Source organism: Streptomyces rapamycinicus NRRL 5491 (genome assembly GCF_024298965.1).
GTDB lineage: Bacteria > Actinomycetota > Actinomycetes > Streptomycetales > Streptomycetaceae > Streptomyces > Streptomyces rapamycinicus.
In genome coordinates, this window is sequence record NZ_CP085193.1 from 10,216,552 (window position 1) to 10,243,375 (window position 26,824).

Annotated in this window: 16 protein-coding genes and 6 pseudogenes; 8 read left to right on the top strand and 14 right to left on the bottom strand. The window is 71.1% G+C overall.

Going from position 1 to position 26,824, the window contains the following annotated elements; genetic code table 11:
- Positions 1-221: 221 nt before the first annotated feature.
- A complete protein-coding gene (locus LIV37_RS42305; RefSeq protein ID WP_020873209.1) occupies positions 222-761 on the bottom strand; it encodes a YbhB/YbcL family Raf kinase inhibitor-like protein in 540 nt (179 codons plus the stop codon).
- A 163-nt stretch (positions 762-924) separates the two neighbouring features.
- Here LIV37_RS42305 and LIV37_RS42310 point away from each other — a divergent pair, with 163 nt between their 5' ends.
- A complete protein-coding gene (locus tag LIV37_RS42310; protein ID WP_121824958.1) occupies positions 925-1,629 on the top strand; it encodes a GntR family transcriptional regulator in 705 nt (234 codons plus the stop codon).
- A gap of 50 nt (positions 1,630-1,679) precedes the next feature.
- On the opposite strand, the gene LIV37_RS42315 is transcribed toward LIV37_RS42310, so the two are convergent.
- The 3 genes and pseudogenes from LIV37_RS42315 to LIV37_RS42325 form a co-directional block, all read right to left on the bottom strand.
- The gene (locus tag LIV37_RS42315) at positions 1,680-2,909 is read right to left on the bottom strand and encodes a glycoside hydrolase family 88 protein (RefSeq protein WP_020873211.1); all 1,230 of its coding nucleotides are present in this window, start codon (positions 2,907-2,909) and stop codon (positions 1,680-1,682) included.
- Positions 2,910-3,058: 149 nt separating this feature from the next.
- Positions 3,059-4,897 (bottom strand): annotated as a pseudogene (locus LIV37_RS42320) (coagulation factor 5/8 type domain-containing protein).
- A 16-nt stretch (positions 4,898-4,913) separates the two neighbouring features.
- Positions 4,914-5,957, bottom strand: coding sequence for a chitinase (locus LIV37_RS42325; protein ID WP_020873214.1), 1,044 nt, complete (start codon positions 5,955-5,957; stop codon positions 4,914-4,916).
- Between the two features lie 303 nt (positions 5,958-6,260).
- On the opposite strand from LIV37_RS42325, the pseudogene LIV37_RS42330 reads away from it, so the two are divergent.
- The 4 genes and pseudogenes from LIV37_RS42330 to LIV37_RS42345 form a co-directional block, all read left to right on the top strand.
- Positions 6,261-7,058 (top strand): annotated as a pseudogene (locus LIV37_RS42330) (mandelate racemase/muconate lactonizing enzyme family protein); the annotation flags it as partial.
- Positions 7,055-7,912, top strand: a pseudogene (locus LIV37_RS42335) (ABC transporter permease); the annotation flags it as partial. The pseudogenes LIV37_RS42330 and LIV37_RS42335, both read left to right, overlap by 4 nt.
- 33 nt (positions 7,913-7,945) lie before the next feature.
- Positions 7,946-9,142, top strand: coding sequence for an RNA-guided endonuclease InsQ/TnpB family protein (locus tag LIV37_RS42340; RefSeq protein WP_020873218.1), 1,197 nt, complete (start codon positions 7,946-7,948; stop codon positions 9,140-9,142).
- A 40-nt stretch (positions 9,143-9,182) separates the two neighbouring features.
- Positions 9,183-10,685, top strand: a pseudogene (locus tag LIV37_RS42345) (sugar ABC transporter ATP-binding protein); the annotation flags it as partial.
- On the opposite strand, the pseudogene LIV37_RS42350 reads toward LIV37_RS42345, so the two are convergent.
- The 4 genes and pseudogenes from LIV37_RS42350 to LIV37_RS42365 form a co-directional block, all read right to left on the bottom strand.
- Positions 10,663-11,381 (bottom strand): annotated as a pseudogene (locus LIV37_RS42350) (GntR family transcriptional regulator). The pseudogenes LIV37_RS42345 and LIV37_RS42350 overlap by 23 nt on opposite strands.
- Positions 11,382-11,605: 224 nt before the next feature.
- Positions 11,606-12,220, bottom strand: coding sequence for a histidine phosphatase family protein (locus LIV37_RS42355; RefSeq protein ID WP_020873221.1), 615 nt, complete (start codon positions 12,218-12,220; stop codon positions 11,606-11,608).
- Positions 12,217-13,704, bottom strand: a complete 1,488-nt coding sequence (locus LIV37_RS42360; RefSeq protein ID WP_020873222.1) for an FGGY-family carbohydrate kinase — start codon at positions 13,702-13,704, stop codon at positions 12,217-12,219. The genes LIV37_RS42355 and LIV37_RS42360 overlap by 4 nt, the downstream gene beginning before the upstream one ends.
- Positions 13,697-15,337, bottom strand: a complete 1,641-nt coding sequence (locus tag LIV37_RS42365) for an FGGY-family carbohydrate kinase (protein ID WP_020873223.1) — start codon at positions 15,335-15,337, stop codon at positions 13,697-13,699. Before LIV37_RS42365 ends, LIV37_RS42360 begins: the two co-directional genes overlap by 8 nt.
- Positions 15,338-15,650: 313 nt before the next feature.
- Here LIV37_RS42365 and LIV37_RS42370 point away from each other — a divergent pair, with 313 nt between their 5' ends.
- From LIV37_RS42370 to LIV37_RS42380, 3 genes are read left to right on the top strand one after another with little or no spacing between them, the layout of a single operon-like run.
- Positions 15,651-16,454, top strand: coding sequence for a DeoR/GlpR family DNA-binding transcription regulator (locus LIV37_RS42370; RefSeq protein ID WP_020873224.1), 804 nt, complete (start codon positions 15,651-15,653; stop codon positions 16,452-16,454).
- A gap of 22 nt (positions 16,455-16,476) precedes the next feature.
- Positions 16,477-16,671 carry an ABC transporter permease family protein gene (locus tag LIV37_RS42375; protein WP_020873225.1) on the top strand — a complete coding sequence of 65 codons (195 nt, stop codon included), beginning with the start codon at positions 16,477-16,479 and terminating at the stop codon, positions 16,669-16,671.
- Positions 16,672-16,713: 42 nt separating this feature from the next.
- Positions 16,714-18,000, top strand: coding sequence for an alpha-L-fucosidase (locus LIV37_RS42380; protein ID WP_020873226.1), 1,287 nt, complete (start codon positions 16,714-16,716; stop codon positions 17,998-18,000).
- Positions 18,001-18,039: 39 nt separating this feature from the next.
- On the opposite strand, the gene LIV37_RS42385 is transcribed toward LIV37_RS42380, so the two are convergent.
- The 6 genes and pseudogenes from LIV37_RS42385 to LIV37_RS42410 all read right to left on the bottom strand — a co-directional run bounded on the left by LIV37_RS42385 (position 18,040) and on the right by LIV37_RS42410 (position 26,737).
- On the bottom strand, positions 18,040-19,308 hold the full coding sequence (locus LIV37_RS42385; RefSeq protein WP_020873227.1) for an alpha-L-fucosidase: 1,269 nt from the start codon (positions 19,306-19,308) through the stop codon (positions 18,040-18,042).
- Between the two features lie 21 nt (positions 19,309-19,329).
- Positions 19,330-22,370, bottom strand: a pseudogene (locus LIV37_RS42390) (glycoside hydrolase family 2 TIM barrel-domain containing protein).
- Entirely contained in the window at positions 22,370-23,206 is an 837-nt protein-coding gene (locus tag LIV37_RS42395; RefSeq protein WP_121823849.1) for a carbohydrate ABC transporter permease, read from the bottom strand. The pseudogene LIV37_RS42390 and the gene LIV37_RS42395 overlap by 1 nt, the downstream one beginning before the upstream one ends.
- Positions 23,207-23,215: 9 nt before the next feature.
- Positions 23,216-24,199 carry a carbohydrate ABC transporter permease gene (locus LIV37_RS42400; RefSeq protein ID WP_020873229.1) on the bottom strand — a complete coding sequence of 328 codons (984 nt, stop codon included), beginning with the start codon at positions 24,197-24,199 and terminating at the stop codon, positions 23,216-23,218.
- A gap of 3 nt (positions 24,200-24,202) precedes the next feature.
- Positions 24,203-25,483, bottom strand: a complete 1,281-nt coding sequence (locus LIV37_RS42405; RefSeq protein ID WP_020873230.1) for an extracellular solute-binding protein — start codon at positions 25,481-25,483, stop codon at positions 24,203-24,205.
- A gap of 204 nt (positions 25,484-25,687) precedes the next feature.
- Positions 25,688-26,737, bottom strand: a complete 1,050-nt coding sequence (locus LIV37_RS42410; protein WP_020873231.1) for a PfkB family carbohydrate kinase — start codon at positions 26,735-26,737, stop codon at positions 25,688-25,690.
- Between the last annotated feature and the right edge of the window lie 87 nt (positions 26,738-26,824).

Genomic DNA, 26,824 nt, shown 5'->3' on the forward strand with positions numbered 1-26,824 from the left:
ACAACAGGACTAGACCAGTAGTGTCAATGGTCCGGACCAAATCGGGCAGCGGATCTTCACGTTCAGTGTCGCGTGGCCGCGGCGTTCGCTCCACGGCTGGTCGGCCGTATGCGTTATGGGCGGACGGTGCCCTCGCCGCCCGCCTGATGGACCGCCGCGCCGACTCTCGAGGGTGGCCCTCGACCACGAAATGCGGTCGGGGCCACCCCCGTTGCCATTCCTCAGGCGGGGGTTTCGGCGGTGGCGGTCAGGACGGCGCGGCCGAGGACGTGGCCGCTCATGGTGAAGCCGAGGACGGCCGGGGTGGCGTCGGCCGGGACGCCGATGGACTCGACGTCGAGGGCGTGCACCACGACGAAGTAGCGGTGCGGGCCGTGCCCGGCCGGCGGGGCGGCTCCGATGTAGCGGGCCGCGCGGGCGTCGTTGGGGAGTTGGAAGGCGCCCGCGGGCAGGCCCGAGCCGGTGTCGTCGCCGGCGCCCTCGGGCAGTTCGGTCACGGTGGCGGGGATGTCGGCCACCGCCCAGTGCCAGAACCCGGACCCGGTGGGGGCGTCGGGGTCGTAGACGGTGACGGCGTAGCTCCTGGTGCCTTCCGGGGCGCCGCTCCAGGTCAGCCGCGGGGAGACGTCCTTCCCGCCGGGGACGCCGGATATGCCGGAGAGCTGCTCGGGCGGCCAGGCGGCGCCATCGGTGACGGCGGTGCTGGTGACGGTGAAGGAGGCCGCCTCGGGGAGGCGGGCGAAGGGGTCGTTGGTGCTCATGGCGTCGTTCCTTTCGGGCCGTGCCGGGGGTGGCGAAGAGAGGGGTGACCGGCGGCGGGCGCGCGGCATCGCACCGCGGCACCGCCGTCGCCCCCTTCGGAGCCGATGGATCGACCATAGCATCGATAATCGATTATCACTGGGATCGTCTATGCTGAAGGGCATGACTCAGACGGCCCCCACCTCGACCTCGTCGGGGAAGCAGATGCTCTCCGAGCAGGTCTACGCGCACTTGCGGCACGCGATCATGCGCGGGGACTACGCCCCCGGTGACGCCCTCAAACCGCAGGACCTCGCCAAGGAGCAGGGCGTGAGCCTGGCCGTCGTGCGCGAGGCGCTCGTACGGGTGGTCGGCGAGGGCCTCGCCGACCGGCTGCCCAACCGCGGCTTCGCCGTCCCGGCCTTCTCCGACCGCCGCTGGCAGGAGATCGCGGAGGCCCGCCGGACCATCGAACCGGTCGTGCTGCGCATGTCCATCGAGCGCGGCGACGTGGACTGGGAGGCCCGGGTGCGGGCCGCCCACCACCGTCTGGCGCGCACCCCGCCGTATCTGCCGGAGGAGGGCGACTACTACAGCGACGCCTGGTCCGAGGCCCATCGGAGCTTCCACCGCACCCTGCTGGAGGGCTGCGGCAACCCCGTCCTCCTGGAGACCTTCGACCGGATGTGGACCGCGAGCGAACTGGCCCGCCGCTGGTCGGCACACCGCAACCCGGACCGGGACGGCATCGACGAACACCGCCGCCTGGAGGAGGCGGCGGTGGCGCGTGACGCCGACACCGCGGCCGGGGTACTGGCCCAGCACCTCACCCAGACCGCGGCCGCCCTGACCGGCTCCACGCCCGGCGACCCCGCGAGGGAAGGCTGATACGCCACGCCACGCCGCCCCGGCCGGACGGGCGCCGCGCGGTGCGGGCGTCAGACCGTGGACAGGTCGATGGCCCGGTCGACGTCGTCGGGGCGCAGCACCCGCAGGATGCCTTCGAGCAGGTAGTAGTCGGCGTACGGGAGCGAGATCTCGACGCCGTCCTCGCTCGGGCGGTTCCGGGTGCAGCGCGCCACGACCGCCTCGGCGCGGGTCGACTTCGTGGTCAGGCAGGTCTGCGACAGCGCGGTGAGCAGCCGCAGCGCCGCCTCGCGGTAGCCCGGTTCGCCGGTGGCCCTGGACAGGTCGAGCAGACCGCAGGCCATGACCGCGCCCGCGGAGGCGTCCTTGATGTCGTGGGGTGCCTGCGGGGCGAGGTAGTCCCACACGGGGACGTTGTCCGGGGTGAGCGCGCCCAGGGCGAAGTCGGCGAGTTTCCGCGCGGTGGTGAGGAACTCCCGGTGGCCAGTGCGGCGGTGGATGGTGGTGAATCCGTAGATCCCCCATGCCTGCCCGCGTGACCAGCAGGAGGCCGGGCTGTAGCCCTGCACGGTGGCCGGGCCGAGGGGAGCGCCGGAGGACGGGTCGAAGTCGTAGACGTGCGGAGTGGATCCGTCCGGGCGGGGGAAGTGCCGCTGGGTGGTTCTCGCGTGCTCCACGGCGATGTCGAGGTACTCGCTGTCCCCGCTCTGGCTGCTCGCGAACGCCAGCAGATCGAGGTTCATCATCGTGTCCATGATGACCCGGCCCGCGTTCGCCTGCTCGTCCAGCGCTCCCCAGGCCCGGATGAAACGGCCGCGCGGGTTGTACCGGCGGATCAGGGAGGAGGCCGCCCGCAGTGCGCCCGCCCGCCAGGAGTCCTGACCGGTGAGCCGCCACGCGGTGACCCACGACGGATAGAAGAGGAATCCGAGGTCGTGGGTGCCGGTGTCGTTCTGGCGGGGCGCGAGCTTCTCCGCGGAGGCGAGGGCCAGGGTGCGGAACCGGTCCTCGCCGCTGTACAGCCACGCCATCCACAGCGTCCCCGGCCAGAACCCGCCGACCCAGTCGCCGTTCTGGGAGTACGTCCACTTCTCGAACTTCGTACCGACCGGAAAGCCACTCACCCCCGGGGCGACCGCGCGCAGCTTCGCCACCGCGTAGTCCGCCGTCTCGCGGAAGGTGGCGAGCGTGGCGGCGTGGCCGGGGGCCTCCTCCGCCGCCTGGGCCGGGGTAGCGTTCGAAGTGGCCGCCACCGCGGTACCGGCCGCGGTGGTCAGCAGGGCTCGCCGGGAAACGCTCATCAGTGTCCGCCCTTCACGAGTGGTGCATCCGACAACGACATGACGACATGCGGTCCGTGCGCCCAGTCGTCTTTGGGGCGCGGGCGACATGCCCGCGCCCCAAAGACGAACTGGTGAAGCCGGTGGAACTGGTGGAGCGTGTTACGGGATCAGGGGTACTCGGTCACGTTCGCCACGTTGCTGTTGGCGTCCGAGGGACCTCCCGTGCCATTGATGACATGGTTGATGGTGCCGGTGCCGCCGAGCGAGACGGTGACCATGTCGTGGAACCTCACATCCGGGCTCTGGGGAACCTCGAAGGCGTGCTCGGCGGTGACGGACTTGTTGGTGTTGAAGAAGCAGTAGCTGCCCAGGCCCCACGCTTCATGGCGCTTGACCGAGTCGGCCACCTTGTAGGCGGCGTATCCCTTGGTGGAGCCGTTCATCCAGGCGCCCTGGCCGGGCGGGTCGTAGGGCATCTCGTTCTGGTAGAAGTACGTCCGGCCGCCCTCGCCGTTCCAGGTCGTCTGGTGCTTCTGGTAGTGCTCGACGAACAGGCCGTACATGGTCACGTCGTCGCCGTTGACGACGAGCCCGTTGTCGGCCGTGTTGGAGTCCCAGCCGACGCCGTCGCCGTGGTCGGCGCGCCAGATCCAGGTGTGGTCGCCGATCACGTTCGAGCTGTTGACCACCAGGCTGGTGGACGCCTTGCCCACGCCCGCGCCGCCGACGCGGAAGAACACATCGTGCAGCGAGGTGGGGTTGTCGGCGTGGTTCGCGGACGAGTCCTCGGGGCCGACCTCCATCAGCGTGTCGGAGTTCTCGGTACCCGCGTCGATGAGCAGGCCCGCGAGCTTGACGCCGTCCACGTCGGCCACGTTCATCGCCGAGACCCCGTTGTCCGGAACCAGCGTGGCCAGCCCCAGGCCCAGTACGACGGTGTCGGGACGGGTCACCTTCAGCGGTGCGTCGAGGTGGTAGACGCCCGGGGTGATGAGCAGGTGCTTGCCCGCGTCGAGCGCCGCGTTCATCTCCTCGGCCGTGGCATCCGGCTTGGCGATGAAGAAGTCGCTCAGCGGGAGCGATTCGCCCTTCGGCGTCCCCGAGGACCAGGACGTGCCCGTCGAGTCCTTGCGCACCTCCGGCACGAACACCTTGTACGCGCCGTCGTCGTCGACGTACAGGAACGGCTTCTCACGGGTGATGGGGGACTTGTCGACCCGGGTGTACGGCGGGTTGGGGAAGTCCCCGGCCGGGGCGTTCCGCGCGCCCACGAACACCATGTTCCAGTTGGAGCCGGTCCAGCTGCCCTATTCGGTGTTGCGGGACAGCCACTGCTGCTGAGATCCGGACTTCACCTGCCCGTCGACCTTGGTGTCGGCCAGCAGACCGCCGCTTGACCAGCCGCCGTCGTCCAGCTGCAGATCGCCCTTCAGATGCATACGGCGGTACGGGGCGGCCTGTGAGACGGCCCAGCGGTCCGCGCCACCGTCCGGGTTGACGGCGAGGTTCTCGGCGTCGCGCCAGAAGTTCTGCGTCGCGTTGCCGTCGAACCAGTCGGCCTCGGCGTGCACCTGGCCGTTGATGGTGGTGTCGTCGGGCGACAGGCCGAGGCCCGCCACCTGGGTGTAGAAACCGACGTTGGCCTTGACGTCGTACGAGCCGGGCTTGAACAGCAGGGCGTGCCGGTCCTCGCCGAACTGGTTCTTCTCCTGCTCGCCGAAGACCGAGTCGAGCTTGCCCTGGATCTCCTGCGCGGACATCGACGGGTCGAAGATCTGCACATTGGGACCCAGGTCGGGCTCGGCGTCCGCGCCGTGCGCCGCCGGTACGGTCAGCGCGGCGGCGACGGCGCCGGCCACTACGGCGAACGCGGCGGTGGCGCGGGCGACGCGGCGGCGCCGGCGGTGCCCGGGCTGCGTGGTATCGCTCGTCCCGGTGGTATCGCTCGTCCCGGTGGTGCCGGTCGTCCCGGTGGTGCCGGTCGTCCCGGTGGTGTCGTTCGTCATGGTGATGTGCCCCCCCTCAGCCCTGGTACCGGGCGAATATCCCGGTGAACTGCCAGGGCTCCTGGGCGACTCCGGAGCAGGTGTCGTCGTTCGGGTAGTCGCCGGGGCAGGGGCGGTCGCGGTTGACGGACCAGAAGGAGAGCCGCGACAGGTGGTGCTCGGAGGCGTAGCCCAGGATCGACTCGAAGTCGTCCGTGGTGACGGTCTCCTTGACGTCGGTGATGCCGTTCATCGAGGACAGGCCGCTGTGCCGGTAGGCGTCCTCGTCGCTGTAGCCGTAGGCGCCCTTGACGGCGTTCTTCAGGCCGTCGGTGGCCTGCTTGGTCAGCTCGGCCATGTTCTGGCCCTCGCCGCCGAAGTCGAACGGCATGATGGTCCAGCTGTCGGCCTCGAAGCCGGATTCGGCGGCCCGGCGGATCATGCCGTCGTCGGGGCCGTTCTGATCGCTGGGGAAGGTGACGTAGGTGAGCAGCCCCGGGTTGTCGGTCTTCACCTGCTTCAGGGCGTCGATCGTCTTCTGCTGGACGGCCGGGTCGTCGTAGGCGTCGCCCTCGATGTCGATGTCGATGGCCTTGAGACCGTAGGCGTCGATGACCTTCTGGTAGGCCCCGGCGAGGGCCTTCGCGTCGGCACAGGACTGCTCCAGCTTGTTGCCGCTCGCACCACCGAAGGACGGCACCACGTCGCCGTCCTTGGCCCGTATGGCCTTCACGGTCTGCTCGTCGGCCCCGCCGGCCAGCGGGCGGCTGCCGTCCCACTGGGGGTCGCAGTTGCCCGAGTCGAGGACGAAGGCGAGGGTGAACCAGCCGACGCCGGTGGCGTCCATCACCTCGCCCGGGTCCGGGGGGTTGCCCCAACCGTTGTAGAGGTAGGGGGCCACGGCGGCGGGTGCGGCGGATGCCGGGGCGCGGTCGGCGCGGTCCTGGCCGGTGTTGTCGGCCCAGGCGGCCGCGGTCGTGCTCGCGGCGGTGGCCGCGAGGGCCGCGGCCACGGCCAGGACGGTCCGCCGGCGGCGGCGCCGCACGCGGTCCCGGGCGGAGAGGTCTTCGCTGTGATTCATGTGGGGGGATGCCTTCCTGACACGCGGACGGGCCCCGGCAGTGGGCATGTCCGTCGGACAGGCGCCGCCGCAGCCCGCGACATGCGGTGTCCGGCCGGAAGGTCACGGCCGGACTCTCGGGCCCATATGTTTCGGGAGTTGAACGTGTCTCGTCAATAGGTCCGCACCAATGAATGACATGCCTTCAAAGGGCGAACTCGCTGGCCGTGTCGCCGGCGTCCACGGCGGCGAACAGCCCTCCGCGCGGTGACTTGTTGGCATATCTGGTCCATACCAAACCCTTGACAGGCTTTTCCTTCACTTCTTACCTCGCTCGCGCTCGCCGCCGTGGACACCGCGCTGTGGGACGCGCGCTGCAAGCGCGCCGGCGAGCCGCTGTGGCGGCTGGCCGGCGGCCACCGCCAGCAGGTTCCGGTCTACGACACCGAGGGCGGCTGGCTCCATCTGACCACCGACGACCTGGTGAAGGGGGCGCTGCGGGCCCAGAAGGCCGGGTGGGCCGGTATCAAGATCAAGGTGGGCAAGCCGCATCCCGCCGAGGACGCCGAGCGGCTGCGCGCGGTACGCGAGGCCGTCGGCCCCGCGCTGCACATCATGACGGACGCCAACCAGTCGCAGACGATGTCCTCCGCCCTCCGGCTGGCGGCCGCGCTGGAGCCGTACGACCCGTACTGGATCGAGGAGCCCCTCCCGGCGGACGACATCAGCGGCCACGCCCGGCTGGCGCGTGCGACACGGATTCCCGTCGCCGTCGGTGAATCCCTGTACGCGCTCCCTCAGTTCCGCACCTACCTCGAGACGGGCGCGGCGTCCGTGGTGCAGGCCGACGCCGCCCGGATCGGCGGGATCACACCCTGGCTCAAGGCCGCCCACACCGCGGAGAGCCACAACGTCATGGTGTGCCCGCACTTCCTGATGGAACTGCACGTCAGCCTCGTGGCCGCGGTGCCCAACGGCCGGTACGTCGAGCACATCCCGCAGCTGCGGGCCGTGACCCGCGGTGAGCTGGCGATGCGCGACGGCATGGCCGTGGCGCCCGACGCGCCGGGAATCGGCATCGACTGGGACATGGACGCCATCGACGACCGGAGGGTGGCATGACGACGCCCGTCATCCCGCCGGACAGTGACACCCGCTCCGTCCGGGCCACACCATCGCGCCCCGCGCACCGGCTGCCGTTCTGGGTCAACCAGCGGCTCGGCCTGCTGGTGCTCGTCGTCGGCCTCAGCGCCGTGTTCGGTGTGGCGCGGCCGACCTTCCTCGACGAGCGGCTCGTGCTGTTCCCGCTGGTGCGGGACGTCTCGATGCTGACCGTGGTGGCGCTCGCCCAGATGGTCGCCCTGTCGGTGGGGCATATGAACCTGGCCGTCGGACGGATGGCCGCCTTCGGAGCGCTCTTCGCGGGGCTCGGATACGACCGGCTGGGCCTGCCACTGCCGCTCGGCCTGCTGCTGTGTCTGTGCGCCGGAGCCGCCATCGGCGCGCTGACCGGCTGGATCATCACCCGTACCGGGGTGAGCTCCTTCGTCGTGACCCTCGCGATGGACTTCGCGCTGCTGGGGCTCGTCTCCCTGCTCTACTCGGCCCTGACCGAGAACGCCGCGTTCACCACCAAGCCGTCGGGGCTCGCGGAACTGCGCTCGTACTCGCTCGCCGACATCTGCGTCGGGCCCGTGTGCGGATCCCCGGTGATACCGCAGCTCGCACAGTTCACCGTCCTGGCCCTGCTCGGCCTCGGTTTCCTGTACGGCGCCACCCGCATCGGCCGGGAACTGCTGCTCACCGGCGCCAACCCGGCGGCGGCTGAGCTGTCCGGCATTCCCACCGGCCGCCGTGTCATCCTGGCGCACACGCTCTCCGGGCTGCTCGCCGCGCTCGCCGGATTCATGGCCGCCGTCGGCACCGGAACGTTCCGCGCCTCGATCGGGGACGCCGTGCTCTGCCCCACAGATTTGATCGCTAAGTCGCAGAACCGCTAGTTTGTGAACATGACCGAGGTGTGCGTGAAGCGGGCGTATCGATACCGTTTCTATCCGACCGATGCGCAGGCAGCCGAGCTGTCCCGCACGTTCGGCTGCGTCCGCAAGGTCTACAACCTGGCCCTCGCGGCCCGTACACAGGCATGGGCGAGGCAGGAGCGCGTCAACTACAACGCCACCTCGGCGATGCTGACGGCCTGGAAGAAGACCGAGGAACTGGCGTACCTCAACGACGTGTCGTCGGTGCCCTTGCAGCAGTGTCTGCGGCACCTCCAGACGGCGTTCACCAACTTCTTCGGCAAGCGGGCGAAGTATCCGCGCTTCAAGTCCCGGAAGAAGTCCCGGAAGTCCGCCGAGTACACCACCAGCGGTTTCCGCTTCCGCGACGGGAAGCTGCTCCTGGCGAAGATGACCGAGCCGCTGGACATCGTGTGGTCCCGGCCTCTTCCCGAGGAGGCGAAGCCGTCCACGGTAACCGTGTCCCAGGACCCGGCTGGACGCTGGTTCGTCTCGATACTGTGCGACGACCCGGGCATCGGGCCGCTTGTGCTCACGGACGCGGCCGTGGGCATCGACGTGGGCCTGGACCATCTGCTGACCCTGTCGACCGGTGAGAAGATCGCCAACCCCAGGCACGAACGCAGGGACCGCTCCCGGCTCGCCTGGACCCAGCGCCGCCTGGCGAAGAAAGCGAAGGGTGACGGAGCCAACCGTCGCAAGGCACGGCGGAAGGTCGCCAGGATCCACGCCCGGATCGCAGATCGCCGCCGTGACCACCTGCACAAGCTGACCACTCGACTCGTGCGCGAAAACCAAACGCTCGTGATCGAGGACCTGACCGTACGGAACATGGTCAAGAACCGGAGTCTGGCCCGCGCCATCAGCGATGCCGCGTGGTCGGACTTCCGGGACATGCTGGAGTACAAAGCTCGGTGGTACGGGCGGGACGTCGTCGCGGTCGACCGCTTCTTCCCCTCCTCCAGGCTGTGCTCCGCCTGCGGCACTCTGCGGGAGAAGATGCCGCTGCATGTCCGCACCTGGACATGCGACTGCGGCACGGCCCATGACCGGGACGTGAATGCCGCACGCAACCTTCTGGCCGCCGGACTGGCGGTGACAGTCTGTGGAGCCGGTGTAAGACCTCAACGGAGCACTCCGGGCGGGCAGTCGGCGGCGAAGCAGAAAACCTCACAGCGCGAGCCGTGAGAACCCCCTCCTTCAGGAGGGGGGAAGTCAAGCTGCCCTCGTTCCTCGGCTCGACGGTGTCGGACTGCGCCTCACCGCCGGGTCCGTCCACGCGCTGCTCGGCGAGAACGGCGCGGGAAAGTCCACCCTCATCAAGGTCCTGACCGGGGTGCACACTCCCGACAGTGGCCGTCTCCTGTGGCGCGGCGGCGAAGTCCAGCTGCGCTCGCCCCTGGAGGCCACCCGCACCGGCATCGGCGTGGTGCACCAGGAGCGCAATCTGATTCCCGGCTTCTCGGTGGCCGAGAACATCACGCTGCAGAGCCCTCCCGCACACCGGGGTCTCATCGACCGCGCGGCCATGACCGACCCCGCCCTACGGTGCCTCGGAGAGCTGGGCCTGGACCTCGACCTGGACCGGCCGGTCCGTGAACTGTCCGTGGCACAGCAGCAGTTGGTGGAGATCGCCAAGGCCCTGTACACCGAGAGCCGGGTGCTGCTCCTCGACGAGCCGACCGCCTCCCTCTCCCCGCGCGAGGCGGAGCGCCTCTTCGAGGTCGTGCGGCGGCTGAAGGCCAGGGGGACGTGTGTCGTCTTCGTCAGCCACAAGCTGGAGGAGGTGTTCGCCGTCTGCGACACCGTCACCGTGCTGCGCGACGGCGCCTCCGTGCTCGAATCCGCGCCGCTCGCCGAGCACACACAGGACGACGTGGTCGGTCTCATGGTGGGCCGCGCCCACGCGGCGACCGAGATGCGCCCACGGGAGGTGGACACCTCCGCCCCGCCGGTGCTCTCGTTCGACGGAGTGTCCACCGCCGCCGGCCACCGGGACATCGGCCTGGACGTCCGGCCCGGCGAGATCGTCGGGCTGTACGGGCTGGTCGGCGCGGGCCGCAGCGAACTGGTCAAGGCGATGCTCGGCCTCGACCGCGTCACCGGCGGCGAGATCCGGGTGTACGGCGAGCCGGTGCGCATCACCTCCCCCCGGCAGGCGCTGCACCGCTTCGGCATCGGCTATCTCACCGAGAACCGCAAGGAGGAAGGGGTCTTCCTGGAGCAGCCCATCGCCCGGAACATCACGGTGACGGTGTGGAAGAGGCTCGCGAAGGCGCTCGGTTTCGTCTCCGCGCGCGAGGAGCGGGACGTGGCGCACGACCTCGTCGAACGTCTCGGCATCCGCACCGCCGGGCTCGGCCGGCACGCCGGTGAGCTCTCCGGCGGCAACCAGCAGAAGGTGAGCCTGGCGAAGTGGCTGGCGGCCGACACCCGGCTGCTCATCGTGGATGAGCCGACCGTCGGCGTCGACGTGCGCACCAAGCACGCCTTCCATGAACTCATCTGGGAGCTGGCCCGCGATGGGCTGCCCATTCTGCTGATCAGCAGCGACCTCGCGGAGATGATCACGCTGGCGGACCGGGTGGTGGTGATGGCCGACCACCGGATCCGCGGCGAGGTGGTCAACGACCGCGACTACGAGCGGATGAGCGGCCGGATCATCCGCATCATCCACGACCGCGCCACCTCGGCGGTGCGCCCGCGGGTCAGGACTCCTCGTCCCGGCTGAGCTGGCGCCCGAGGCTGCGGGCGAGGTGCTCCGCCATCGCCTCGGCCGCGCGGTCGGCATCGCGGCGCAATATCGCGTGCACCACGCGCTGGTGCTCCGCGAGGGTCGGGTCGTCGGCGCCGAGCTGGCTGCTCAGCCGGAAGATGTGCAGATGGGAGTGGAGCCGTTCCACCGCGTCCGCGAGCAGCGGCCGCCCGGACGCCTGGGCGATCGCGTCGTGGAGGCGCTGGTCGAGGGCGGCGAAGCCGCGGTAGGCCGCGTAGCGCCCGGCGGCGGTCCCCGGGTGGGTGTGCATCTCCTCCGCGATCCGCTCGATGGCGTCGAGCTGGTCCTCACTGGCGTTGGCCGCGGCGAGAGCGGCCGCCCTCGGCTCCAGCAGCTGCCGCATCTCGAAGAGCTCCTCGAGCCCCTGCCGGGTCAGCAGCTCGGTGGTGCGGTACCCCGACAGCGGTCTCTTCACCACCAGGCCGTCCGCCTCCAGCCTGGCCAGCGCCTCCCGGATGGGGGTCGGGGAGACGCTGAGGGCGCGGGACAGGGCCTCGATGCTGACGCGTGCGCCGGGGTGATCTCATGGTCCATGACCATGGCCTTGATGTTCTCGTAGACGCTGTCCGAGAGCGCCTGACGGGCGGGCGGCGCATCCTGCCCGCGCCCTTCCCGCGGTGCCCCGGTCGCGGAGGTGTCCTGCGGAGGCATCCGGCCTCCTGCTGCTGATCGGGGCGTATCGGGGCAGCAACAGTTTACCCAGGTGAGGGACGCCGTTCAGGGGCGAGCCGGGCGGGTCCCGGCCGCCGCGGGCCCCGATCGGCGAGTGAAGCCCCCTGGGGCAGCGCCTGGGGGTCGGCACAGTGGTGCGGGGCAGCACGAAGTGGTCGCCGGCGAGGACGGTGGTGGGCACGGTGGCACTCCGGAGGAAGGGGTCAGTCGGTGGCCGTGGCCGGGGCGTTGAGCCGCAGAAGCGACGCCCGGCCGTCCCGCAGGCGCAGTTCGGTCAGGGCGCCGTTCTCCAGCCGGGGAAACACCTGGCGGTAGCGGGCGAGCGGAATGCCGAGCAGCCGGCACAGGACCAGGCGGACGAGGGTGGAGTGGGCGACGACCAGCACGCGCCCCTCGGGCACCTCGTGCGCGATGTCCGTCAGACAGGCGATCGCGCGGCCGGCGGCCGCCGCCGGGTCCTCGCCACCGGGCAGGTGATGGGCGACCGGATCGGCCAGGAACGCGGCCAGCTCCACCGGGAACCGCTCCCGCATCTCCGTCCGGGTCAGCCCCTCGCCGCGCCCGAAGTCCACCTCGTACAGCCGCTCGTCGACGCGCGGGGTGAGGCCGAGCGCGGCGGCGGCGGGCTCGGCGGTGAGCCGGGCGCGGGACAGCGGTGAGCTGAGCACCGCGTCGAGTCGTTGTCCCGCGGCCCAGACGCCGAGCTCGGCGGCCTGCTTGTGCCCGTGTTCGGTCAGTGGCACATCGGTGCGGCCCGCGTAGCGGTTCTCCGCGTGCCACACGGTCTCCCCGTGCCGTACGAGGACGAAGTCGGTCACTGGTCGGCCTTTCCGCGGGCGTGGGCGGCCACCTCCGGCTCCAGCCAGCCCCGTCGGACCAGTTCGTCGACGAAGCCGAGGTAGACGGGGAGCAGCCGTGCGGTGCGGGCGGGATCGGGGCGCAGTTCGACTCCGTCGCGCACCATGGCGGCGGCGGCCCGCTCCAGCGTGACGCCCGAGGCGGTGGCGGCGAGCACCGCCATGCCGACGGCGCTCTCCGCCTGCTCGGGCAGGGTCACGCTCCGGCCGAGGAGGTCGGCGCGCAGCTGCGACCAGTAGCGGTTGCGGGCGCCGCCGCCGGTCAGGCTCAGCGGGCCGGCCACGGGGGCGCCGATGTGATCCAGGTGGTCGAGGCAGAGCCGCTCCACACAGGCCACGCCGAGCAGACAGGCGTGGAACTCCTCGGCCGCGCCGGAGGGTTCGCCCAGGACGAAGGGGCGCGCGTCGTGCGCCCGGAAGGGGAAGCGCTCGCCCCGCTCCCCGGCGAGCGGGTAGACGACCGCGGTGGAACCGGTCGCGGCGGCCGCTTCGGTGCGGGCGTCGAGGTCGGCGCCGGGGAAGCGGCGGGTCAGTACGCCCGCGCCGCTGCTGGAGGCACCGCCGGGCAGCCAGCTGCCGCCGGGCCCGCGGTGGCAGTAGACCACCCCGGCGGGGTCGTGCACCGGACGGGGGCTGGCGCCCTTGAGGACCAGGGTGGTGCCCAGTACCGAATTCCAGGCCCCCGGGCCGAGCGCGCCCGCCGCGATCTGGGCGGCGCAGCCGTCGGTCATCCCCGCGACCATGGGGGTGCCGACGGGGATCCCGGTGACGGCGGCGGCCCGCGCGCAGACCGTGCCGATCACCGTGCCGGGCCGTACGACCTCCGGCAGCAGGCCGTCGGGGACGCCGAGGGCGGCCAGCTCCTCGGCGGGCCAGCCGTCGGCGAGCAGGTCGTAGCCGGTCTTCAGGGCGTGGCTGGCGTCGCCGGGGGTCTGTTGTCCGGCCAGCCGCCAGGTGATCAGGTCGGCCTGGTGCAGCAGCCGGGTCCCCGGCGGGACATCGGTGTGCCGGAGCAGCCACAGGAGTTTGGGCAGGGCCCAGGACGGCTGCATGGTGCGGTAGCCGAGCCTCTCCCACACCTCCGCGCCGACGGTGTTGACGCGGTCGGCGTGGCCCGCGGCGCGCCCGTCGTCGTACATCAGGGCCGGGGTGAGGGGCGTTCCGGACGGGTCGGCGAGGAGGATGGTCCCGGAGGTGGCGTCCACCGCCACCCCCCGCACCCGCCCGCCGTCGATGCCGCTCAGGGCCTCGCGGCAGGCGGCACCGGTGGCGGACCACCACTGCTCGGGGTCCTGTTCGTGGCGTACGCCGGCACGGTGGCCGGTCAGGGGGCGGGAGGCCGCGGCGAGCAGCTTCCCGGTGCCGTCCACGGCGACCGCGCGCACGCTCTGCGTACCGAGGTCCAGGCCGAGATGGACGGCGTCGGGGGAGAGGGCGTCAGACATGCGAGGTTTCCGGACGGGGGTCGTGGGGGCGCTGCCCGGGGGTGCCGGCGGGTGGCCGGGCCGGCGGCGCGTCCGGTCCCCGGGCCGGCGGCGCGTCCGGTCCCCGGGATGGCTGCGCGTCCGGTCCCCGGGATGGCTGCGCGTCCGGTCCCCGGGATGGCGACCAGCCCAGGGACCGGGCCGCGTCCCGCCACGCCAGGTGTGCCGCGGACAGCTCGTCGTAGAGCGCGGCCCGGCCCGGGTCCGGTGCCCAACTGGAGCCCATACGGACGTACTTGGCGGCGGCCTCCTCCATGCTGCGCTCGGCGCCGGTGAGCACCAGACCGGTGAGGAAGGCGCCCTTCGCGCCCAGCTCGGTGTCGGTGCCACGCGCCGTCGGGACGCCGGTGGCATCGGCGATGAGCTGACACCAGCGGTCGCTGCCCGCGCCTCCGCCGCACAGCCGCAGCTCGTGCACCTCGGTTCCGGAGGCTCGCAGACAGTCCCGTACGACGAGGGACAGCCCCTCGAAGACCGCACGGGCCAGGTCGGCGCGGGTGTGGTCCAGCGAAAGGCCCCAGAACGTGCCGCGGGCCCGTCCGTCGAGGAACGGGGCGCGTTCCCCGGCGGGGGAGAGGTAGGGGAGGAAGCCCAGCCCGGCGGCGCCGGGTGCGGACGCGGCGGCGAGGTCACCGAGCGCGGCGGGGCTCTCGACGGCCAGTGTCCGGCACGCCCAGTCCAGTACCTCGGTGCCCGACAGGGTGGGAAGGGCGCGCAGCAGACGGTCGTGGCGGCCGAAGGCGATGGTGATGCCGCACGGCTCGCCCGAGGTGTCCACGCTCCGGCGCACCACCTCGGTGCACAGGGTGGTGCCGAGGATGGCGCACGCCTGTCCGGGGTCGACGACCCCGGCGCCGCGGGCGGTGGCGGCGATGTCGTAGGGGGCCATCACGACGGGAAGGCCGGTGGGGAGGCCCAGTTCGGCCGCCGCGTGAGGGGTGAGCCCGGCGACGCACTCGTCGTGTCCGAGGACGCGCGGCAGCAGCCGGCGGGCCCACGCCAGGCCGAACAGGTCCACGATCGCCGGGTCGTACCCGCCCGTGGCGTGGTCGAGGAAGGGGGCCGACGCGTCGGAGGCGTCGATCGCCGTGACGCCGGTGAGCTTCAGGAACAGCCAGCCCGCCGCGGTCAGCGCGGTGTGCGAGCGCTCCAGGCGCGCCGGGTCGTGCTCGGCGAGCCAGGTGAGCACCGCGTTGGGCATGCCCGCGCAGCTGAGGGAGCCGTTGCGGCGGTACGCCTCGGCCAGGACGCCATCGGTCTGCCAGCGCGCGAGCAGATCACCGGCGCGCCCGTCGGACCAGAGGATCGCCGGGCCGGTGGGGCTGCCGTCGCCGTCGACCAGCCAGCAGCCGTCCCCCTGGGCGGTGAACGCGATCAGCCGCACCGCGTCCTGCCCGGGTCCCAGCTGGGCCAGGGCGCCGCGCACGGTGGAGGCGACCCCGCGCCACACCGCGTCCATGTCCTGCTCGGCCCATCCGGGGTGGGGCCGCAGCACCTCCGTACCGGTGCGGGAGACCGCCACTTCCCTTCCCTCGGTGTCGAACACGACGGACTTGATGACCGACGTGCCGACGTCGACAGTGAGAACCGTCATGACCGAAATACCTGCCCCTTCACCACGGCTGGAGCGGCGGCGTACCAGTGGATCGCCACCGCTCGGGGAACCGACGCCGTCGGCGGAATTCCGCGCCGACAAACCCAGAGAATCGGCGCCGGGAAGCCACGTCAATCGGGGCGCGGGATTATCCCGCGACCGGCCCACGGCACCGTGCGATGTCCTGGGCCACCGTCCCCGCACACGGGGCAGGCGACGGTCCGCGGGCATGTTACCTTCGCGTGAGTTTCACATCAGTTCGTCTCACGGCGGTCCGCCGGGGTGGTGCGGAAGGGATAAGGAGCCGCAGGCCATGACCCGTACGGATGGGCAGGAGGAACGGCGGCGCCGGTTGCGCGAACTGGTCACGGCCAAGGGCTTCGTCCGCACCTCGGACCTGTCGGCCGAGTTCGCCGTCAGTGTGATGACCATCCACCGCGACCTGGACGCCCTCCAGGCGCAGGGCTGGCTGCGCAAGGTGCGCGGCGGCGCGAGCTGTCTGCCGTCCACGCAGTTCCACGGCAGTGTCGGCGAGCGCATGACGACGATGACGCAGACCAAACAGCGGCTGGCGCGGGCGGCCGCCGAGGAGCTGGCTCCCGGCCAGATCGTGGTGCTCGACGACTCCACCACCTGCCTGGGCCTGATCCAGCATCTGACCCACCACACACCGATCACGGTGATCACCAACTCGCTGCCCGCCATCACGGCCCTGGCCAGGGAGCCCGGAGCGGCGCTGGTGGCGCTCGGCGGCGCCTACTTCCCGGCGTACGACGCGTTCATGGGACCGCACACCGCGCAGAGCATGTCCGCCTTCCGCGCCGATGTGCTGTTCATGTCCACCACCGCCGTCACCGCGGGCCGCTGCTATCACATGTCACCCGAGACGGTGCAGGTCAAGCAGGCGATGATGGCCGCCGCGGCCCGCCGCGTACTCCTCGTCGACCATACGAAGTTCGCCAACCAGGGGCTGTACGCCCTGGCTCCGCTCACCGACTTCGACCTGGTCGTGGTGGACGACGCGGCACCGGCCGGGGAGGTGCGCGGGCTGCGTGAGCGCGGCGTCGATGTGCGCATCGTTCCCGGTGGGGACTTGCCGGATACATCCAAGCTCTGACGCCGACGTCCTGTGGCCCCTCGTGATCGTCAACGACGTCAACTCGCGCGCCACCATCCCGCTCGGCCTCCAGGCGTTCTTCGGGCAGCAGGGCAATGAGTGGAGCCTCGTCATGGCGGCCTCGGTGATCTCTATGCTGCCGACCGTGATCATCCTCGTCCTCCTCCAGAAGCACCTCGTGCGCGGCATCGTCACCAGCGGCCTGGGCGGCCGCTGACCCCTGTGTGCCTCCTCTTCTCCGGGAAAGGAATCCCCCTCGATGGCCATCCCCGCCTGGTTCACCGAAGAACGCTTCGGCATGTTCATCCACTGGGGCCTGTACGCCCTGCCCGCCCGCCACGAGTGGGTGAAGAACCGCGAACGCATCACGGACGAGGACTACGACCGCTACTTCCGCCACTTCGAACCGGACCTCTTCGACCCCCGTGAGTGGGCGCGGTCCGCAAAGCGCGCCGGAATGAAGTACATGGTGCTCACGACCAAGCACCACGACGGCTTCTGCCTGTGGGACTCCAAGCTCACCGACTACACCTCGATGAACACCCCGATCGGCAAGGACCTCGTCGCCGAGTTCGTCCAGGCCGTGCGCGCCGAGGGGCTGCGCGTCGGCTTCTACCACTCGCTCATCGACTGGCACCACCCGGACTTCGTCGTCGACGGCCTCCACCCGCGCCGTGACGACCCGCCGGAGGAGATCAAGCGGCTCAACGAGGGCCGCGACATGGCCCGTTACCGCGCCTATCTGCACGGTCAGGTGGAAGAACTGCTGACCGGCTACGGCACCATCGACTACCTCTTCTACGACTTCTCGTACAAGGACGACGACCACCACGACGTGTGGAACGGCAAGGGCAGGGAGGAGTGGGGCTCGGAGGAACTCCTCGCGCTCACCCGCAGGCTGCAGCCCGAGATCATCGTCAACGACCGGCTCGCCATCCCCGGCGACCTCGTCACCCCCGAGCAGTACCAGCCCGACCGGCCCATGGAGATCGACGGGCGGCCGGTGGTGTGGGAGGCGTGCCAGACCCTCAACGGCAGCTGGGGCTACGACCGCGACAACCTCAATGTGAAACCGGTCGACCTGCTGGTCCGGATGCTCGTCGACGGCGTCTCGAAGAACGGCAACATGCTGCTGAACGTCGGCCCGACCGGACGCGGCGACTTCGACGCCACCGCCCTCGCCACACTGGAGGGGATCGGTGCGTGGATGTCCCGCCACCAGCGCTCCATCCACGGCGCCGGCCCCTCCCCGCACCGCGCCCCGGTCGACACCCGCTACACCCAGCGCGGCAACCGCCTCTATCTGCACCTCTTCACCTGGCCCTTCGGCCATGTCCACCTGCCGGACCTGGCGGGCAAGGTCGAGTACGCGCAGCTCCTGCACGATGCGTCCGAGATCAGGTACCGCGAGATCGACCCGTCGATCAAGGCGCAGAACACCGGCCTCGGCGGCCAGCCACCCGGCACCCTGACCCTGACCCTGCCGGTCGTCCGCCCCGATGTGGCGGTACCGGTCGTGGAGCTGTTCCTGCGCCAGGACACCTGACACTCGACCGGGGCGCGCCCCCCCTCACCGTCGGTGAGCTCAGAAGCGGCCCGCGCCCCGGTACAGGTCCAGCTCCCCGTCCAGCTCGACGGCGAGGACCGTCGCGTACTCGTCCAGGTCCTCGGTGGCGGGCCGGTCGAGCCACAGCACACCGGGGACCTCGTGCAGACCGCCGATGACCTGGTGGCCCAGCTCGGTGCCGGTGCCGAGGACAGTGACCCGCCGCACCGGGGTGCGCAGGCCGCGCACGCCGATGGGGCCGCGGGGGATGTCGAACACGGTGAGATAGAGCGTGCGGCGGTCGGCGGAGAGCGTGCTGGGGCCGTAGTGGTGACCTGCGGGCAGGCCGCGGACCGTGCCGTAGACGGCCTCGGCGTGCCGGGCGAGCCACGCGCCCACGCCCTCCAGGCGTTCGACCTGCTCGGCCGGGATGGTGCCGTCCTCCTTGGGGCCCACGGACAACAGCAGGTTTCCGCCGCCACCGATGGTCTCCGTGAAGTACCGGATGAGCTGACCGGTCGACTTGTAGTTGTGGTCGTGGTGGCGGTAGCCCCATGAGTCGTTGAGGGTCAGGCACAACTCCCAGGGCCCGGCGGGCGGTTCGATCGGCACACCCTGTTCGGGGGTGGCGTAGTCGCCCTCGCCGAGCATGCGCGCGTTGAGCACACACCGCGGCACCTCGGAGCGGATCAGCCGGGCCAGATCCTTGATCCGCCACTGCTCCTCGGTGCGCTCCCACTCACCGTCGAACCACAGCAGGTCGGGACGGAACCGGGTGGTCAGCTCCCGCACCTGGCCGTCGCGGTAGGCGAGGTAGCGGGCCCACGCCGCCAGATCCTCCTCGTCCTTCGGCACCTCGGCGTAGGGGTTGTTCTCCTGCTCGGGCGGGCGGCCCTCGTAACGGGTGGAGGCGTAGTCGGGGTGGTTCCAGTCGTTGTGGGCGTAGTAGAGGCCGACCTTGATGCCGCGTTCCCGCATCGCCGCCGCGTACGGGCCGACCAGATCGCGCCCGGCGGGGGTGTGCCGCACCACGTCGAGGTCGCCCTCCGCGGTGTCCCACAGGGAGACGCCGTCGTGGTGGCGCGAGGTGAGCACGGCGTACCGGGCACCGGCCCGGGCGAAGAGGTCCGCCCAGTCCTCCGGGGCGTAGTGGCGGGCGGTGAAGCCGTGTCGCTGCGCCATGTACTGGTCGTGGGGGACATCGCCCTCGAAGAACGACCAGGACTCCTGGACGCCGTCGACGGCGTAGATGCCCCAGTGGATGAAGATGCCGAACTTGGCGTCGGGGAACCAGGGTTGCATGGCCATGGTGCGCTGAACTCCCGTTTCCTAAAGGGCCCTGGAGGGGCCTGGAGTGTCCTGGAGGGCGGAAAGCGTCCAGGACCAGCGGTACGTGCCGGGGCCGACGCGGTAGCGGGCGAGGGTGTCCGGGCCGCACGAGGCGGTGCCGACTCCGCGGTGCGCGGCGTCGATGTGCACCACGCAGACGTCGCGCGGGACCAGTTCGTCGTGGTGCGCGGCGGCCGCCAGGTCGGCGGCGCGGTGGCGGGTGACGGAGACCTGGCGCGGCGCGTCGAGGGCGATATGCCACCGGGTGTCGAGCGTGAAGTGGCGCACCGCGTGCCGCCCGCCGCTCTCCTGCGGGCGCAGATACGGCGTGCACAGCTCGTCCACGGCGGCCTGGTGGTGGCCGACGGCCCCGCCCGCGCACCGGTCCGGGTAGGTCTCCCAGGGGCCCGGCCCGTACCATGCGAGGCGGTCGTGCCGGGCGGCCGTCTCGAAGAGCGTGCCCACGCGGGGCACATCGGTCAGCCCGGCGGGCAGCTCGGCCGTCTCCGCCACGTGGATCCCGGCGCGGATCGCGGAGTGATTCCCGGCGCGGCTCCCGGCGTGGGTCCCGTCCGGCACCGGCCGCAGCACCTGCCGGTGGCGCACCGGACCAGCCGTGGTGTCGTACTCCGCGAGGACGGTGACCACCCCGGCGGCGTCCCGCTCGACGGACACCAGCCGACGGCGCGGGGCATCAAGCCCCCAGGCCCGCCACCGCTCGCCGAGCCCGCCAGCTCGTCGTTGTCCGTCGGCGCCCGCCACAGCGAGAGCACCGGCGGCGCGGACAGCGCCGGATGTGCCAGCAGCCCGTCCGCGCCGACCTCCACCGGCGGCAGGCCGTGGCCGTCGACCGGCGTGGGGGGCGTGGCGGGCGCGGTGGACGCGGCACGCTCCCGCAGCAGCACCCGCGGCGTGCACACCTCCGTTTCCGCCGGCGCCCACGCCTCCTCCTCCGCCGTACGGACCCGCAGCGTCAGCCATGCCTCGCCCGGAGCGGACGGCAGCCCGGCGAGCAGGTCCGGCGGCAGCTCGACCGGGGCGCTCGCACCCGGCGGGACGTGTGGCAGCTCCGCCGGGACCGGCGGGTGGTCGGCGCCGTGCCCGTCGACGGACAGCACCCACTCGGCCGCCAGCCACGACAGATCGCGGAAGTGCTGACGGTTGTGGACGCGCACCCCCTCCTCGTCGCGGGTCAGCCGCACCGGCGCGGCGATCTCCCGGTGCTCGTACATGACGGGCTTGGGCGTGCGGTCGGGGAAGACCACGCCGTCGGCGATGAACGCGCCGTCGTTCGGCGTGTCACCGAAGTCGCCGCCGTAGGCCCAGCGCATCCCCGGCCCGGCGACCCCGCCGCCGTACCGGCCCGCGCCCGCGAGCCCCGCCGGGCGGCCGTCGGAGAGCCGCTGGAGGATGCCGTGGTCCCAGAACTCCCAGATGAATCCGCCCTGGAGACCGGGCGTGGCCTCGATGGCCGCCCAGTAGTCGGCGAGGCTGCCGTTGCTGTTGCCCATGGCGTGCGAGTACTCGCAGAGGATGAGCGGCTTGGTCTGCTCACCGGAGCGCGCGTGTGCGGTGATCTCGTCGATGGAGGCGTACATCGGGCAGATGATGTCGGTGACGGTGTCCGGGCGGGTCCAGCCGCGGTGCAGCGCCCCCTCGTACTGCACGGGGCGGCCCGGGTCGTGGCGGCGCACCCAGGCGGCCGCGGCGTCGTGGTTGGCGCCGTAGTCGGATTCGTTGCCCAGCGACCACACGATGACCGACGGGTGGTTCTTGTCGCGCAGCACCATCCGCGAGACGCGATCGGTGAACGCGGCGAGGTAGCGCGGGTCGTCGGCGATCTCGTGGGCGTGGTCGTGCGCCTCGATGTTCGCCTCGTCGACGACGTACAGGCCCAGCTCGTCGCAGAGATCGAGGAAGGCCGGGTCGTTGGGGTAGTGGGAGGTGCGTACGGCGTTGAAGCCGAAGCGCTTCATGGTGACGAGGTCGGCGCGCATGTCGTCGTACGACACCACGCGCCCGGTCAGCGGGTGGAAGTCGTGGCGATTGACCCCGCGGATGAACACCCGCTCGCCGTTGACCAGCAGATCCCGGCCGCGCACCGCGACATCGCGGAAGCCGACGCGGTGGTACGAGGTGTCCGCGACCGAACCGTCCGCGCGGTGCAGCCGGATCACGCAGTCGTAGAGGTGCGGGGTCTCCGCGGACCAGGTCCGCGCCTCCGGCACGGTGGTGTGCAGCCGGGCCTCGCCGAGGAAGTCCGACACCCGCTCCTCGGCGGCGCACCACGCGGCGTACTCCGCGTCGAACCGCAGCTCACCGACGCCCTCCAGCGATCCGCTGACATACCACCCGGCGGGGAGGGCGCCGTGCGCCGAGCGGACCAGCACCTCGGCCCGTAGCCGCCCGTCCGCCGGTGCGTTGATCCGCACATCGGCCAGGTGCAGCGGGTCGACGGCGTACACATACACGGATCGTGTGATGCCACCGTGCCACCAGTGGTCCTGGTCCTCGATGTGCGAGGCGTCCGACCACTTGACCACCGTGAGCCGTACGGTCGCGCGCCCGCCCGGCCGCACGGCGTCGGTGATGTCGAACTCGCCGGCCAGGTGCGAGTCCTTGCCCATGCCCACCGGGCGGCCACCGGCCTCGGCCAGCAGCACGCTCTCGAAGGCCCCGACGTGGAGCACGATCCGCTTGCCCGCCCACTCCGCGGGGATGTCGACCTCGCGCTCGTACACGCCCGTCGGGTTCTTCGCCGGGGAGGCCGGGGGGAACTCCGGCCACGGCATCGTGAAGTTGGTGTAGTGCGGCAGGTCGTCGGTGTCCTGCGTGGTCCAGCAGCCGGGCACCCGGGCGGTTCCCCACCGCTCGGCGAGGGGCTCGTCGGGCGACGCCAGCAGCTGGAACCGCCAGTCGCCGTCGAGCGCCGTCCGGCCGGTGTCCGTGGCGCCGCGCACCACCGCGTGCAGCGGCAGCCGGCGCCAGGACGTGAGCTCGGGCGTCTCCCAGGGGCGGGCGTACGGGGGCGGGTGGTGCATCAGCGGATGGCTCCCTTGGCCAGGTCGGCGATGAAGTGGCGGGCCGCGAAGATGAACATGATCAGCAGCGGGATCAGGGCCAGCAGCGCACCGGCCATGACCATGCCGTAGTCCGTCATGCTGTGCACGCTGTTGAGCTGGGACAGCGCCACCTGGAGGGTGACATGGTCCGGGTTGGTCAGGGCGATCAGCGGCCAGGCGTAGTCGTTCCACTGGCTCATGAACGTGAAGATGCCGAGGAACGCCAGGCCCGGTCGGACCACGGGCAGCGCCACATGCCAGTACTGGCGCAGGAAGCTGCAGCCGTCGAGCCGTGAGGCGTCCATCAGCTCGTCGTGAATGGCGCCCGTCATGTACTGGCGCATCCAGAAGATGCCGAACGCGTTGGCCGCCGCCGGGACGATCAGCGCGGTGAGCGAGCCGATCCAGCCCAGCTTCGCCATGATGACGAACTGCGGGATGGCGGAGAGCTGCGCGGGCAGCATGAAGATGCCCATCATCAGCCCGAACAGCAGCTTGCGGCCCGGGAAGTCGAACTTGGCGAAGACGAACGCCGCGAGCGAGTCGAAGAACAGCACGAGCACGGTGACGGTGCCCGCGACGATCAGCGAGTTCAGCATCGACCCGAAGAAGTCGATGTTGTCGAAGAGGTGGCCGACGTTCTCCCGGAAGTGCGACCCGGGCCACAGCTTCGGCGGATACGAGAAGATCTCGCTGGAGGTCCGGGTGGCCATCACGACGGCCAGATAGAACGGGAAGACGGACAGCAGCACGCCCGCGATCAGCGCGGTGTGCAACGAGACACCGCGGGCCATGGCCCCTTTGGTCCTGCTCATGACGGCCTCCTAGCCCTTTTCCCGGCGGTTGACCAGACGCCAGTTGATGAGGGAGAAGACCACCACGATCATGAAGATCGCCCAGGCGATGGCCGCTCCGTAGCCGAAGTCGTTGTTGTCGAAGGTCTGCTGGAAGAAGTAGAGGACCACCGTCTGTCCGGCGTGTTCGGGGCCGCCCGCGAAGGTCGACAGGCCGTCGTTGCGGCCGAGCAGCACCTGGGACTCGGAGAACGACTGCAGGCCGGTGATCGTGGAGACCACCACGGTGAACAGGATGACCGGGCGCATCATCGGCATGGTGACCGAGAAGAACGTCCGGATCGGCCCGGCCCCGTCGACCCGCGCCGCCTCGTAGAGCTCGGTGGGAATAGTCTGCAGACCGGCCAGGAAGATGATCGCGTTGTACCCGGTCCACTGCCACGTCATCAGCGCGGCGACGGCCACCTTGATGCCCCAGGGCTCGTTGAGCCAGGCCACCTCGCTGATGCCGACGGTCTTCAGCACGGCGTTCATCAGGCCGAAGCTGGTGGAGAAGATGGAGCCGAAGATGACGGCGACGGCGACGACCGAGGTGACGGACGGCACGAAGTAGGCGAAGCGGTACACCCCCTTGAAGCGCACCGCGGAGTTCAGCATCACGGCGCTGACCAGGGCGATGAACAGCATGGGCAGGGTGCCCATGGCCCAGATCTCCAGCGTGTTGACCACCGCGTCCCAGAACTGGGTGTCGGCGAGCAGATAGCGGAACTGCGAAAGTCCCGCGTACTCCATGTCACCCAGACCGTCCCAGCGCTGGAAGGCGAGGAAGAGGGAGAAGCCGGCCGGGATCAGGCCGAAGCAGAGGAACAGCAGATAGAACGGTGAGATCGCCGCGTACAGCCGCCAGTGGCGGCGGATGCGGCCCTTGCGGCCGGAGAGCACCGTGGCCGCCGTTCCCGCCGGGCCCGGCGCGGTCGCGACCGCCGCGGCCGGTGCCGTTTTCATGTCGGCCATGGCTCAGCTCACCCCCAGGTGGTCCGCGATGCGTCGGCATGTGCTCATGGCGTCCCGCCAGGCTCGCTCGGGGTTCTTGCCGGAGATGTGCACGGAGGTCAGCTCGTCCATGATCGGCTGCTTGAGTGCCACGTCGTAGGGGCTGTTGTAGGCGACCTGGATCCGCTGAGCCGCCTTGGCGAAGATGTCGTTGGTGACCTGACCGCCGAAGAAGGGGTCGGGCTTGCGCATCGCGGCCATCTCGTAGGACGCGGGAGTGGAGGGGAAGAGCGACGCCTCCACGAAGCCGCGGGTCTGGTTCTCGGGGCCGAGCAGCCAGGTGATGATCTCGAAGGCCACCTCGGGTCTGCGGCAGTACTTGGTGATCCCGAGGAACGAGCCGCCGTCGTTGGCCGGCCGCTCGGGCATCGCGGCCACCCGCCACTTGCCGGCGGACTTCGTCAGCTGCGACTTGAAGTCCCCGGACACCCACGAGGCGCCGAGCTGACTGGGCAGCCTGCCGTCCTCCAGCGCCGCGGTCTGGTCGACCGTGCCGGACTTGAAGGGGGAGACCAGACCGCGCCTCTTGCACTCCAGCGCCAGATCCCAGGCGCGGACGATGTGCTCCTGGTCGCCGATGAAGTGGCGGTCCTTGTCGACGAAGCGCTTCGCCGACTGGCCGATGCCCATGTTGAGCACCGCCAGCAGATCGTTGACCAGGTACGCGCCCTTGACCCGCTTGACCAGCCGCTCGCCCGCGGCGAAGTAGTCGTCCCAGGTGCTCATGGCCGCGGCCACCTCGGCGGGCTCGGTCGGCAGGCCCGCCTTCCGGAAGACGTCGGGGCGGTAGTAGTGCACACAGGGGCCGGTGTCGATGGGGAAGCCGATCTGACGGCCGTCGTCGGCGGTGCCCTGGGCCCATTTCCAGTCCAGGTACTGGCTCTTGAGCCGGTTCGCGCCGAGCGTGTTGAGGTCGATGAACTGGTCGGCGTTGGACAGCAGCGAGGCGATGTCCTCGCCCTTCAGACCGGTGATGTCGGGCGCGTAGGCGCGGGCGGTCAGTGTCGTCAGCAGCTTGGAGCGGAAGTATCCGCCGATCTGGGTGGCCTTGAGGTCGACCTGGGTGAAGTGCTTGGCGGCGTCCTCCACCAGCTTGTCGCTCAGTCCACCACCCCAGTACCAGAGTGTCATGTTCCGGCCGGTCGATCCGGCCGGGACCGCACAGCCCGCGGCCGCGCCGCCCAGCACGGCGGCCGAGGTGGTTGCCAGGCCCGCGCGAAGCAGTCCTCTGCGTGAGGGGTGCACTGCTTCACCGCCTTTCGGTGTCTCGTCGTTGAGGTGTCGGGGTGTTGCCGTGGGGGGGTGTCCTCGAGAAGGGGCTTCTGCGAGAAGGGGCTTCTGCGAAAGGGTGTGGCGCCGCGTCACCACGGGGTGGCCGTCACCACGGGGTGGCCGGTCACCACGGCGCGGCCGGTCACCACGGGGTGGCGGTCATGACGGCGCGGCCGGTCACAGCGGTGTGGCCGGTGCTTCCGGCGGCGGCGGGCCGACGCCGGCGGGGATCCGGTCGGCGAGGAAGCCGTACGTCCGGCGGAGCTCCTCGGCGCCGGGGTCGGCCACGACCTCGCGCCACCACTCCGCGACACCGCCCCAGCCGGGCGCCGCCAGCGCTCCGCCGTGGCGGCGGGTGGACAGCCCGGAGGCGAGCACCGCGAAGCGCAGCCGTTCGGCGAGCGGCCAGCCGGCCAGGGTGGCGGCGACGAAGCTCGCGCCGAAGACGTCGCCGGCGCCCGTCGCGTCCAGGACATCGATGTCGAGCGCGTCGGCCTCGGCGTACTCCCCGGTGTCCTGGTCCACGGCGATCGCCCCGTCCCGGCCGCGGGTGACCACGGCGACCGGCACCAGACCGGTGAGCGCGCGCAGGGCCGCCCCCGGGGTGGCGGTGCGGGTGTACGCCATGGCCTCGGTCTCGTTGGGCAGGAAGGCGTGGCACCGGGAGAGCTGATCGAGCAGATCCGTGGACCACCGCTGGGAGGGGTCCCAGCCGACGTCGGCGAAGACCCGGGTGCCGGAGGCGGCGGCCTTGGCGATCCAGTCCTGTGGCTCGGGGCCGATGTGCACGAGCGCGGAGCGGGCGGCCGGGGGGTCGCCGATCAGCTCGTCCTGGCCGTACGGGGGTTCCGCGCCGCCGGTGACCAGCGCCCGGTCCGCGCTCAGCGCCAGCGAGACGGTGACGGGCGTGTGCCAGCCGGCGGTTGCCGTACGGGACGGCGAGAGGTCGATGCCCTCCTGCCCGGCGAGCACCTCACGGCAGTAGCGGCCGTAGAGGTCGTCGCCGAACACGGTGGCGAGCGAAGTGCGCAGCCCGAAGCGGGCGGCGGCCACCGCGAGGTTCGCGATGCCGCCGGGGCCACTGCCCATGCCCCCGGCCCAGATCTCCTCGCCCGGCACGGGTCCCCGGCCGAGGCCGGTGAAGACCAGGTCGTAGAAGAGCAGTCCGGTGAGCAGGACGTCGGGAGCGGTATCGCCCGGTGACCCGTCGGGGAGCGGCTCGCTCACGAGCGCGTCCTCTCGTCAAGGGTGTGCAAGTTCTGACGTGGATCGTGAGCCACCTGAGCAAACTTTTCAAGACCTAATCAAAAACAA